Annotated in this window: 11 protein-coding genes; all 11 read right to left on the reverse strand. The window is 40.3% G+C overall.

Going from position 1 to position 13,051, the window contains the following annotated elements; translation table 11 throughout:
• Positions 1-42: 42 nt before the first annotated feature.
• A complete protein-coding gene (locus ACORHV_RS05710; RefSeq protein WP_125397961.1) occupies positions 43-2,571 on the reverse strand; it encodes an MBL fold metallo-hydrolase in 2,529 nt (842 codons plus the stop codon).
• Positions 2,572-2,614: 43 nt separating this feature from the next.
• Positions 2,615-3,427 (reverse strand): LicD family protein, encoded by an 813-nt coding sequence (locus ACORHV_RS05715; RefSeq protein ID WP_008292505.1) that lies wholly within the window; start codon positions 3,425-3,427, stop codon positions 2,615-2,617.
• 57 nt (positions 3,428-3,484) lie between these two features.
• Entirely contained in the window at positions 3,485-5,644 is a 2,160-nt protein-coding gene (locus tag ACORHV_RS05720) for a LicD family protein (RefSeq protein ID WP_434397725.1), read from the reverse strand.
• 21 nt (positions 5,645-5,665) lie between these two features.
• The gene (locus tag ACORHV_RS05725; protein ID WP_049520682.1) at positions 5,666-6,634 is read right to left on the reverse strand and encodes a glycosyltransferase family 2 protein; all 969 of its coding nucleotides are present in this window, start codon (positions 6,632-6,634) and stop codon (positions 5,666-5,668) included.
• Positions 6,631-7,467 carry a LicD family protein gene (locus ACORHV_RS05730; RefSeq protein WP_434397727.1) on the reverse strand — a complete coding sequence of 279 codons (837 nt, stop codon included), beginning with the start codon at positions 7,465-7,467 and terminating at the stop codon, positions 6,631-6,633. Before ACORHV_RS05730 ends, ACORHV_RS05725 begins: the two co-directional genes overlap by 4 nt.
• A 143-nt stretch (positions 7,468-7,610) precedes the next feature.
• Positions 7,611-8,906: an LCP family protein gene (locus ACORHV_RS05735; RefSeq protein ID WP_434397729.1), complete on the reverse strand. Its 1,296-nt coding sequence runs from the start codon at positions 8,904-8,906 to the stop codon at positions 7,611-7,613.
• On the reverse strand, positions 8,903-9,751 hold the full coding sequence (gene pheA / locus ACORHV_RS05740; protein WP_434397731.1) for a prephenate dehydratase: 849 nt from the start codon (positions 9,749-9,751) through the stop codon (positions 8,903-8,905). The genes ACORHV_RS05735 and pheA overlap by 4 nt, the downstream gene beginning before the upstream one ends.
• Entirely contained in the window at positions 9,748-10,224 is a 477-nt protein-coding gene (locus tag ACORHV_RS05745; protein WP_044020550.1) for a shikimate kinase, read from the reverse strand. The genes pheA and ACORHV_RS05745 overlap by 4 nt, the downstream gene beginning before the upstream one ends.
• Entirely contained in the window at positions 10,217-11,500 is a 1,284-nt protein-coding gene (gene aroA, locus ACORHV_RS05750; protein ID WP_044020549.1) for a 3-phosphoshikimate 1-carboxyvinyltransferase, read from the reverse strand. The genes ACORHV_RS05745 and aroA overlap by 8 nt, the downstream gene beginning before the upstream one ends.
• A 90-nt stretch (positions 11,501-11,590) precedes the next feature.
• A complete protein-coding gene (locus ACORHV_RS05755) occupies positions 11,591-11,929 on the reverse strand; it encodes a YlbF/YmcA family competence regulator (RefSeq protein ID WP_044020548.1) in 339 nt (112 codons plus the stop codon).
• 10 nt (positions 11,930-11,939) lie between these two features.
• On the reverse strand, positions 11,940-13,043 hold the full coding sequence (locus ACORHV_RS05760; protein ID WP_434397734.1) for a prephenate dehydrogenase: 1,104 nt from the start codon (positions 13,041-13,043) through the stop codon (positions 11,940-11,942).
• Positions 13,044-13,051: the final 8 nt, after the last annotated feature.

The following is a 13,051-nucleotide window of genomic DNA, read 5'->3' on the forward strand; positions in this document are numbered from 1 at the left end:
ATCCCCTACTGATAAATTAGTTGCCAGTAGGGGATTTCTTCTTTATTCGTTTTCTTTCTTTTCAGAAGCGTTGGCTTCTAGATTTGAATCTTGTTTAGGTTGTTCAACAATAGAGGAATTAGCTTCTTGTTTCTGTTCTGGCTTGACTGCATCGCTATTTACAGCAGCAACAGCCTGTTTCCAGATTCCTTCTTCGTTTACTTTGTAACCATCAGGTGTTGTTGCGTTCTTCAACAAAGAACCATTAGCTTGGAAATAGTACCAATTACCATCAAGCTGTTTCCAACCCGTTTGCATAGCTCCTGATTCATCAAAGTAATAATGATCACCATTTACTTTATGAAGGCCAACCAACATGATGCCATCTTCAGGATTTAGATAATACCAGACGCCTTTGTCTTTTATCCAACCAGTTTTCATGGCTCCATTTGATTCAAAGTAACGGTAATGATTATCAAACCATTTCCAGCCTGTTTGCATGGCACCAGATTTGCTAAAGTAATATTGCTTACCATCTACTTGATGGAGGCCGACTAACATAACGCCTTCCTTACCTTCAAGATAATACCAGGCATCACCATCTTTCAACCAACCAGTTTGGAGTGCGCCAGACGTAGCGTAATAATGCCAAGAATCATTTGACCACTGCCATCCAACTTGCATAGTACCTGCAGAGCTGAAGAAATAGTTCTTACCGTCAATCTCTTTAGATCCTACAGCCATAATACCAGTTTCTGGATCCAAATAATACCATGATTCTTTATCTTTCAACCAACCAGTTTTCATAGCACCTGAGTTCGTATAGAAGTACCAGCTATTGTCTTGCCACTTCCAGCCAGTCTGCATGGCACCACTAGCATTCAAATAGTAACGAACACCATTTATATCTTGTCTGCCAGTTAACATGATGCCATCTTTATCCAGATAATACCATGTTTCCTGATCCTTGACCCAGCCGGTTTTCATAGCTCCAGAACTTGCAAAATAGTTCCAGTGACCATCAACAAATGCCCAGCCAGTTTGCATGATACCTTCTTGATTAAAGTAGTATGTGCTTCCATTGATATTCTTTTTACCGATGGTCTTTAGCCCATCCTCATCATAGAAATACCAATTTGAATCAATCTTTTGCCATGTTGAAGGCTTACCTGCTGTTTGGAGTGCACCACTTTCGCTAAAGAACATCTTCTTGCCATTATAAACTTGGTGTCCTGTTAGCATCTTCCCATCTGCCGCAAAGAGATACTTTTTCCCTCCAATTTCAGAGAGCTCGCTAAATCGTCTAGCACCATTTGATTGGATATAATACCAAGAGTCATCTAGTTTGAACCAACCACCAGTTTGCATTTTACCATTTTGGTTCAGATAGTAATCATTCCCTTTGGCATTTTCTCCCCAGTCGTCGTTAAGGTGAAGCCAGCGACCTGCTTGCATTTGTCCTTTTCCATTAAAGAAATAAGTGGCTCCGCCAATCTCTCTCCAGCCGATAGCCATTTCTCCGTCAGTCAAACGATATTTCCAATAACCATCTTCTTGATACCATTTTTCGTCAACTACAGGGATATTAGGGAAGGTATTTGAAACATTTGCAAATCCTTTATCGCTAATATCAAAAACGGTAGCGTCTTGAGTTTGGCTAGCAGCATGAAGAACCTGAATATTTTTCTTCTGAAGGTATTCTCTGGTTGAAGCAACATTAATATCTCCACCAGTTGTCTGAATAATCATTTTTGGTGATAAGTTTTCAAGGAAATTAATCGTATTTGAAATTGTCGCATCATAATGGTGGTTCCATTTCATCATATCAACCTTGCCGATAACTGGACCTAACTTATCTTCTGCTCCTTCGGCATTATCCAAATCTCCTCCAAGATAGATTCTCTTTCCTGCCACAGTCACTACTGAAACAATGGAGTTGGAGTTATCATCTCGAACTTTTTTCAGATTCCCGTCAGCATCATATTCATTCTTATAGTTGTAGAGTTGGATATCCATATCACCTAATTTTAGGTGGCTATCCTCATCTGAAATATTCTGGATAAGAGTAACTCCTCGTTTTTGAGCTGCTCTCAAAGCATTATCATAATTGAAAAGATTATCCCATAGTCCCCAGTTTGCTGTGATCCGATCATCTGAATATTTTTTCAAATAAAACTTACCGACTTGATATCGATTGAGTATTTCGTCCGCTCCACCAATATGGTCACTATGAACATGAGTTCCTATAATAAAATCTAATTTTTTTACACCTATTTGATCCAAGTGGCGAATCAATCGATCCTCCAATACTTGATAATTTCTCATGGAAATTCCCCAGCGGCTTGGATAGCGTGGATCACTCCCATCAGGAAAATCATAGTCTTCTCCCATATCAATCAAAGCATAGTGACCATTGCTTTCCAGAAGGATAGCGTCACTCCCAGATTTTGCTTTAGTATTTATGAAATGGATACGATTGCCCGAACCTGCAGAGATGGTATCTGCATCTACTCCTTGCGATAACTGAATCAATAATAGAAAGAATGCGAGAACACTATATCTAATTGATTTTAATAACCATTTATTTTTCACCTTGAAAACTCCTTTATCTTAACAATAAGCAACTTTGACTAATCTAATCAATCCAGTAGTTTTTATCCCCTCCTGGGACTTGTTGCTCAATAGGCGGTGGAGTCATATAGTTTTCTCCAAATTCGTAGACAAGTATTTCATGGTATTTTCTCGGAACCTTGACCACAATGTTTTCATAAGGCATATCAATCAAATCATAGAGCCATTCTTTTTTTATACCATTTGGATAATAAGGGTCATAGATAGTACAAGTAAGATCTGTTGCTTGATCTACACTATACTTCAAAGCAAGGCTCTCTAATTTTTGATTCCATAGCTGTGGGGAAGTTAAGCGGAAAATAGCTGATCCCATATAACGAGGGAGGTTTTTAAGTCCACCATTCTCAGACTTGATCCCTTTAAAATTCAAAGAAGAAAGGCGAATGAAATATTTGTAGAGCTTCATTTTTTTACGGTCACTTTCCTCTGTGACGACACCATCATATGGAAAAATGTCAACGCAAGTTCCCAATACGACCGTTGGGTCTACGAGGTTAGCATCTCGACGAGTCCTTACATCATAGACTCTCATATAACTGTATGGATATCCCTTTGTTTCTCTGAATGAAATCAATTTGTAGTAGGGATGATTTTCATTTTGTAAAACCTTGTACAGTTTTTCAAATTCATCACGCGCCAAGGAAATATCTGTATCATCATCCCAAGGGATAAATCCTTTATGGCGTACAGCTCCTAGTAAGGTTCCAAAATCAATAAAGTATTTGATTTGATGTTGTTCACAAAGATCATGTAGATACTTTAAAATATCCAATTCTACTTGCTTTATTTCTTCAAGAGTTAAAGTTCTTTCAGACATAGGTTCTTTTCTCCTAAATTTGACTATATTTTTAAACGTTTCTTAATCCCAATCCCGTCATTTAGACCTTTTAACAATCTTCCATAATTTAAAATCATGATGAGATACTCTTTGTTCAACCGGTGGCAATTGCATATAGTCTCCGTAGTCTGAGGTCAAAATTTCATGATAATTTTTCGGAATGGTAAATTCCTTACCTTCAAATATTCCAGTAGTAACTTGTTCCAGCCATTCACGTCTCCACACTGGTTTGTTCATATCCTTGTAGATAAGATAATCCACTTGCTCATAATCTGAGACTTTACGGGATTTTGCAAGCTCTTCAATCTGGGCAACGTATTTGTTCGTATTGGTGAAATAGAAAATAATAACTGACACATAGCGTAGCAGCGAATTCAGTACACTTTTCGTATTGGTAATGCCTTTAAAGGTGTAGCAACTCAATTGACGTTTCTTTATCAGTTTCGTCATCTTGTTTTTAAATTCTACGTCATCCTCGTAGCCATCTACAGGGAAAATATCTACATAGATTCCCATATTCGAATCGATGCGAACATCTTCTTCTAGCAAGTAAGTATGGTTATCCTGCACTTTCATGAAGGGATAGACATAGTTGAGATTATTTTTATAAGACATGACCTCGTAACGTTCATCAGGGTTAGCGATAAGGTAGTCTTGCAATTTTTCATAATCTTCTCGTAACATGCAGATATCCATGTCATCATCCCAAGGGATAAATCCTTGATGGCGAACAGCACCAATTAGACTTCCATATGCTAAGAAATACTTGACTCCAATTTTCTGACAAACTTCATGAATATACTCCATGATTCCAAGTTCCATCTCTTGAATTTCATTGACATCTGTTACTTCTTGGTACCGAACTCCTTCATCCCGTTTGCAGACTACGAGTCCATAGCCAATTGCTAGCCAGAAGATGATATTAATAAAGTTGGTTGAATACATAATCTGACTTTCAAATAATTGACCAAACAAGATACCAAAGAATAGGATCATGATCAATTTATCAGTATTTTTCGTGGAAACAATCAAATACGTTAAAAAGCGCTTGATGACATAAGCCAGTACAAGAAGGAAGGATACCAAACCTAGAACTCCCGAACTGACAAATATGGTCACAAAAATGTTATGAAAATTCCCACCGATAAGGGAGTTTTGAATCTCAAATTTACTGAAATATTCTGCGTAATAATCTGGAACGTTTCGTACACCATAACCAAAAATTGGTTTGGCACTTCCCATCTTGATGGCATTTTTCCAGATATAGGTTCTACCACTTGGTGTTGTTTCAATCAGATGGAGCTCACCGTTCTTCTTAGTGACAGACGAATCTGTCTCAGCATAGGATTGTCCTTTGTTTAAATCTAAGACAGTCGCAGTTTCAGATGAGATATAGATTGAAGTTACATAGCTTAATCCAATATTAGTTGCAGTAATCAGCAAACCAGCAACTATAAAAGTGAGGAATCGTTTAACGATACTTCCTCTAGTAGCAAAGAAACTATAGAGTCCAATCATGAGAAGTAAAGAAAGTAAGGCTCCTCGACTTTGCATCGTTGCGAAGTAAACGAATTGAATCACATTGTTCAGTTTAAGATAAACAGAATATTTACTTCCTTTATGGATCAAATACATAGCCAAAATAATGCTAATGTATGAAAATATCGCACTAGCATTTGGATTGACAATCCCCCACAGACGGCCATTCATGACACCATAGTAATAAGATTGTTCGCCAATCTTAAATAGGATAAGGACTCTGCTTACCAATAAACCAAACGCAAAAATTGCTGAAGAAAAAGATACAATTTGAACCGTATAGGCAATCCAGTCAAATAATTTTTTAAGTTGCCCTGATTGTAACATGGTAAATAATAAAACATAAGTTACCATGAAGAGGATTTCAATCACATTTCCAATCAGATGTCCAGAGCGATTGAAAATAGCTGATAGCAGATGACTTCCAGCTAAGAGTCCAAATAAGGATAGAAATTTGCGATCTGCTGTGATTTCTTTCCACTTAAACAATAAGGTATAGCAAATATAAAGCACTACAATCGCTGACAATCCCTTGTAGAGGGGATTTGCTATCTTATAAACCAGTGAACTCATACTTAAAATCGAAATGAAAACAAATAGATACGCAATCCATAGTTTTGATTTTTCAAAGTATTCATCCATTTTTGAAAAATTCATTTTCAACTCCTTCTCATGATATTAGTTTTTTAATCCAACAATTTTCTTATATAGCCATGGAGAAATGACAAGTGAAAGGATCGCTACCTTGCGAAAAGTGGTGAAATAAGCATCTTTCCATATTTCGCGTCGATGCTGAACAATCCAAGTCCTCAGCTCGGCTTTCTCCTTTTGATACTCTTCACGTGAAGTAAAGATAATTTTATCGTAAACTGTGATGTACGACCAACATTCTCTGTTTATTAATTCGTATTTCAAATTAGGAAAGGCTTGTGAAACTTGAGCAATTATTTGCTGATAAACTTCTATTGTGTCAAATACATATCGATTAACAGATGTTGTTGCACTTCCCTCACGATGATCATAATAATAAACAGGTTTGTCAATAAAGACGCAACTACATCTTGTCTTTAGTAGCAATTCAGTTAAAAATAAGGCATCTTCAGCTAGGTGATAATTTGTATTAAACTTTTCATCCGCAAGCAGGTCTCTCTTAAACAGTTTTGCAACTGGAAAAAATGACGTTCTGGTAGTCATCAGTAGTTCCTTCATGGTTTCTTCTGTTGACCAGAGTTCTGTTTTTCCAGAATGTGAAGGTATATCAGTTACAATGCCGTTTTTGATATGGTGCAGAGGAGCAATTGCAAAGCCTACATTCACCCCTTCAACTGCACTTGCTAAAGTAGCTAGGTAATCCTGGGTAACGAAATCATCGCTATCAATAAAGGTAACCCAAGAACCCGTCGCTAGCTGAATTCCCATATTTCTAGCATTTGAAACACCAGAATTTTCGATATGATAAACCTTGATATTCTCATACTGAGATGCTAAGTGATCACAGATCTGTCCACTAGAATCAGTAGAACCATCGTTGATTAGGATTAACTCAAAATGGGCATAAGTCTGTTGAAGAATCGACTCCACACATCGCTCCAGATAGGCTTCTACATTGTAGACCGGAACGATAACGCTTATTTTTTCTCCCATCATGCTCCATATTCTCCCTTGTACTCTGTGTAGCTCTTGTCCATGTCTGCTATAATAGCATCATGATGCGGTACTTGCTTGTCTGCTGGTGGCGGTGTCATATAGTCCCCAAAAGCAGTGCTGAGATAGGCATCATAGCCGACTGGGATGGGCATCTCAGTTCCTTCAAATGGCAAGAAAAGATTGTCCTCAAAGGATGCGATTGGGTATTTGTTTCGCATGTAGCCGGGACCTGAGCATAATTCCGTAATTCCATCGCTCTCAGCCAGACCATACTTGGTCATTTCTTTTTCAGCTTTTTTCCAAATGCGATAACGTAGAGATTTTGGAGTCAGGCCGAGTAAGATACGACTTCCCCATTTCATGACTGCACCATGCTTTTCTGGGATAGTTTGCGCACAAAAGAGTGAATAAATCAGGGCCCAACGAACCTGCTTCTTACGCTCAGCTGGTTTTTTAGGATAATAATCTAAAGGTAAAACATCCAAGGCCAAACCGTGTGGCAAATCCAAATCCTTCTGATAAGGCTTGATACAAGTGGTTTCCTTATCACGAATGGTAATAAAAAGGTTACGGTCTACAAAATCTTTGTTACTCTTTGACAAGAAATAACGCTCGTCTGCATAACGTGGCCACAGTTCTGCTAATTTTTCATAGTCTTCACGTGGCATGAAAAAGTCTAAATCATCATCCCAAGGAATGAAACCTTTGTTACGAAGGGCACCAATAGCTCCTCCTCCACAGAGATAGCACAACAAATCATGTTCTTTACAAAATGCGACGAAATATTCAGCCATTTCCAGACTACGAGCCTGAATCGCTTTCAAATCACTCATGTCTCTCCTCTTCTGTCCAATAACGAGTTATATCATTTTATTATACCATAAAAAAGCCCTAAAAATCCATCAGATACTAAGAAAAATCAAAGCCTAAACCACTTTTTTACTGGTGATTCAAACTTTGATTTTTTTATAGCATTCTATCTCATTCCCATTTGGGCGAGTTTGGTCTGGTATTTATTTTGATCGACCAGAAGACCTTGTCCGCCGTAGATATCATAAGCATCTACCCAGTCACCAAGTTCTGGAACGGTAAGTCTTTCAATGCCATTTTGAGCACCTTCTAGGACAGATAAGCCATTGGTCAACAAGAAGCTATATGGTAGATTTGTTGAAGTCATTCCAAAGACTTTTCCAAGTGCCTCTGATCCCGTAAAGAGCTTGGTTGGATCTTTGATTTGCTCAAGAACTGCTGACATGACTTGTTGCTGACGTTTGGTACGGCCATAGTCTCCCTCATCATCATCACGGAAGCGAGCATAGTTCAGCAAGGTGGAGCCATTCATCTGCTGTTTTCCAACTTTAATGGTTTGAGTTGGGGACTCTGTCTCTGTTGCATGAAGGTCATCTCCAACTGTCGCTTCTGTTAAAGGTTGACCATTCAATGTTGAGAATTGGGCATCAATCGTTACTCCGTCAGGGAAGAGGGTATCAATAGCTGTTGCAAAGGCCTGGAAGTCGACCAGGGCATAGTACTTAATATCCAAATCAAAGTTGTCTTTTAGAACCTTGCGGACCATTTCAGCCCCCTTTTGCCCTTCTTGTTCCCCAAGTTCATAAGCAACATTTAGTTTGTTATCCGTCTGTTTCTGGCCATTTACAATCTTACTATACCCGTCGATATAAACTAAATTGTCACGCATAAAGCTGACTAGTTTAATCTTCTTATCCGATCCACTGACATTCAGTACCATGATCGTGTCAGTACGGGTTTCCGCACTATTTTGACCGATACGGCCATCTGTCCCCATGACTAGGATATTCACACCATCTTTGGTATCCTGACCGTTAAAGACCTCTACTTGAGCTGCCTTGGCGTAAGCTGGTTTATTTGTTGGATTGGCTGCTGACTGGAACCCTCGAAGAAACATGAAAATCATCCCTGCAAGCACACAAGTAATCAACAGCAGGAACCAAGTCAGTATTCGTTTGAAGCGAATTCTTCTTTTTTTCTTTTTGACTTCAGGTTGAGGAGTTACCTTTTCACGTTTCTTAGATCGACTTCTACTGCCATAAGTCGGAAGATCAATATCTCTACCCCAAGATTCTTCTTTTTCTTCTTGGTAGAAATGGTGAACTTCCGACTTGGGACCTGCCATTTTCTGTTGCAGATAATCAAACTCCCTCCGTTCACGGTCGTTGAGGTAATGAATATTTTTGAAGAGATAGTCATAACGTAACTGCTCGTGATGACTTAAAGGATTTTCTTTGCTCATTGACTCTCCTTTTCTATATCAGTTATGGTAAAAATCGGGTAGGTTCCCAGGATCTTGTGCTGGATTCCAATAGCTTCTAGTTCTTGTCTTGCAAAATGAACCAGTTCTTTGTCACTATAGTCTACATCGATAATGAAAAAGTATTCTCCCAAGGCTGTTTTAAGGGGGCGACTTTCAATCTTTGTTAAGTCAATCCCTCTCCAAGCAAAGGTCGAAAGTGCCTTGTAAAGAGCACCAGGTAGGTTGTCTGGTAAGGTCAAGGCCAAACTCATTTTTTCAGCTTGTGAGTTCAAAGGAATCTTCGGTATCTCTGCCCCTAACACCCAAAAACGTGTGAAATTGGCTTCCATTTCCTGAATATCCTCTGCAATCAATTCCAAGCCATATTCTTCAGCTGAACTTCTAGGAGCAATGGCTGCATAAGGCTGATCTGGATGTTCCGAAATAAAGCGGGCCGCATAGGCGGTACTGGCGGTTACCTCGATTTTAGCCTCTGGATAGTGTTTGTCGATGAATTTCTTTCCTTGAGCCAGAGCCTGAGGATGAGAAAAAATTTTCTCAATTTTTGACTGACCTGGAACCACCATCAACTGCTGGTGAATGGGCTGAACGATTTCTGCAACTGCTTGGATGCGAGCCTGGTGAAAAAGGTAATCCAAACTTTCATGGACACTACCTTCAATGGAGTTTTCAACTGGTACCACAGAATAGTCCACCAAGCCCTGTTCATAGGCCTTGATGACATCTGTGATATTGGCAAAAGCCTGCAATTTCTCTTTGGGAAAAGCTGTCTGCACAACATGATGCGAAAAAGATCCCTTGGGACCTAGATAGGCAATTTTCATCTCAGTTCCTCTATAATTTCCTCTGGGCTTAACTTGGTCACATCTAGAACCCGACTGGCTACTTCCTCATACCAAGCTTGTCTTTCATGGAAAATAGCTGCTAGTTCTTCCTTACTTTTGTTAAGAAAGAGCGGGCGCTGATTGTCCTTATCAGCTGCGATACGTTGGTAGAGGGTTTCAAAATCTGCTTTTAGGTAGATGTTATCAGGATTGGTTTTAAGCAAGTCACGATTTCGCTGAGAAATGACAACCCCTCCGCCAGTTGACACAACTCGGTCAGTTTTTAGTAAGTCAGCTAGGACTTCTGACTCTACTTGGCGAAAGGCCACTTCTCCTTTTTCAGCGAAGAAATCCGCAATGGACATGCCCAAATGTTCCTCAATTAAGGTATCCATATCGATGTAGTCTGGGTCCAAGCCTCTAGCGATTGTCGACTTGCCTGCCCCCATAAATCCAAGTAATACCTTAGCCATGAATCAAGCTCTCCAAATCATCAAAGAAGCTAGGATAGCTGGTATTGATGGCTTCAGCACGGTCAAGTTCCACTTCTCCATCCGCAACCAAGAGGGCTGCAATAGCTGTCATCATTCCAATTCGGTGATCACCAAACGTATTGACTCTAGCGCCATGAAGGGCTGATTTCCCTTTGATAATCATCCCGTCTGCTGTAGGAGTGATGTCCGCTCCCATGCTATTTAAGGCATCTGCCACCACTTGAATGCGGTCGGTTTCCTTTACCTTGAGTTCCTCAGCATCCTTAATGACCGTTACACCTTGCGCTTGGGTCGCTAGAAGGGCAATAATAGGCAATTCATCAATCAAGCGTGGAATCAAGGATCCACCTATCTCCGTTCCTTTGAGGTCTGAAGATTCGACAGTCAGTGTTGCTGATTTAGCGACAGGATCGATTTCAATTATTTCTAGTTTTCCACCCATGGCGCGAATGACATCAATAATACCAGTACGAGTTTCATTGATGCCCACATTCTGCAGTACTACACGAGAGTTTGGAACAATCAAACCAGCGACCAACCAAAAGGCTGCACTGGAAATATCTCCTGGAACAACTACCTTTTGTCCGATCAGTTTTTGTGGTCCTTGAACTGTGATTTTCTTGCCTTCTACACTTAAATGGCCACCAAATTGTTGCAACATATCTTCGGTGTGGTTACGAGTACATTCTTTCTCGATAATAACGGACTCCCCCTGAGCCTGCAAGGCTGCAAATATCAAGGCAGACTTGACTTGAGCAGAGGCAATTGGCAACTCATAGTGAATCGGTTTTAAATTTTTCGTCCCTTTTAAGCGAAGAGGGGGCAGGTCTCGCTCCGTTTGCCCCGAAATGCTAACCCCCATTTTTTTCAATGGAATCGTCACACGATCCATAGGACGTTTAGAAAGACTGTCGTCTCCGAACATCTCTACTTCGAAGTCTGCACCAGCAAGGACACCTGAAATCAGGCGAATCGAGGTGCCAGAATTCCCCATATCCAAGGCATTTTGTGGCGCTTTTAAGCCATCCATGCCAACACCTTGAATGGTGATAACCCCATCTTTATCCTCAATTTCTACACCAAGATCACGAAAAACCTGCATGGTTGAAAGCACATCCTCTCCACGCAGAATATCATAAACCTTAGTCTCGCCCTCAGCCAAACTTCCAAAAATAATCGAACGATGGCTGATAGACTTGTCACCTGGAACTCGGATACTGCCATGTAAGTGGCGAATGTTTGTTTTTAGTTTCATAGTTGACCTCATACTTGCAATACTTTTTCTTATTTTATCACAAAAAAGCCAGAAATTCCTGAAATTTCTGGCTTTTATACAGATAAAATACTATTTCAATAATTCTGAAACAGGTTCAAAGACAATTTTCTCAATGTCCGAAAGGTAAATGGACAATTGTTGCTGTTTGGCAAAGAAATCTGACAAAAGAGCGTTCTCTTGGATTTGCTTACTGAAAGACTGCATCTTTTCTTGGAAAGAGGCGTCTGGCATTTGTCCCGTTTGCGCCATGACTTGGATTTCTTGTTGGAAAGCAAGGTAGTCTGCAAAAATCTTGCTAGCTTGTTCATCAGCTTGGATGGCATCTTTTGCTACCTTGACCGCCTTGTATTCTGGTAATTCGCGTAACCCGCGGCTAAGTTCATTTGCACTATCGTAAATATTTGACATGATTTTCTCCTTATTTGATGACGACTGTATAGTCCGTATTTTCTGTAATTAAGCGTTCAGCTCGTTCTAAATCTTGAGCATTTTTAAAGGAAATTTGTAGAATACCGTGAACATCTTCACGGTTTTCTTCGTTGATGTGGATATTAACCAAAGAAGTCCCACGTAGCAATTCCAAAATTCGCAAGATGACATCTTCTTCATCGGGAACATCGACATAGAGGTCGTAAGAGCTATCCACACCACCACGCTTATGGATTTCCATAGCTTGTCGTTGCGCACGCGCTTGGTTGAAAAAGTTCCAGATTTGCTCTTCATCTCCCCTGCTGATGGCCTGACCAATCGCTTCCAAGCGCTCCTTGAAATCCGCAATTCGATCTAGAATAGTCTCACGATTGGACAAGAGAATGGAAGTCCACATACCTGGCTCGCTTTCCGCAATCCGAGTCATATCTCGAAAACCACCCGCCGCAAAGCGTCTTGCCATCTCATGTTCTTGAGCATAAACTGCTGTCTGCTCCATGAGACCTGATGCCAAGATATGGGGAAAATGGCTAATCTGTGAAGTTACTCGATCGTGCTCCTTGGCATCAATTTCAATGAAACGAGCATGGAGACCTGAAAGTAGGTCCTTCATTTCCTCAAGCGTGTCTGAACTAGTCAAACTAGATGGAGTAAAGATATAGTAGGCATTTTCAAAGAGATTAACATCGGCAGAGGCAGCTCCTGTCTTGTGGCTACCAGCCATGGGATGGGCCCCGACAAAGCGGACAGGCTTGCCAACCAAATACTGCTCCGCCACATCTACAATGGCTGACTTGGTTGAGCCTGCATCTGAGATAATGATGCCTTCCTTCAAGTCTAAGTTTGCCAGCTCCTTAATAAAAGCAATGGTCTGTTTGATTGGCAAGGTCAGAATGATAACATCTGCTAGAGGAGCGAAACTAGCAAAATCATCCGTCGCACGGTCAATCATCCCCCGCTCCAAGGCAATATCTCTAGAAGCCTGACTGCGATTATAACCTAGAATTTCATAATCAGGATGATCGCGTTTGATACCAAGCGCCATCGAGGCACCAATCAAACCGAGACCTGCGATATAGATGGTTTTTGCCATAGGAACTC

It is taken from the genome of Streptococcus sp. KHUD_016, assembly GCF_051106465.1.
In the GTDB taxonomy this organism is placed as follows: Bacteria; Bacillota; Bacilli; order Lactobacillales; family Streptococcaceae; genus Streptococcus.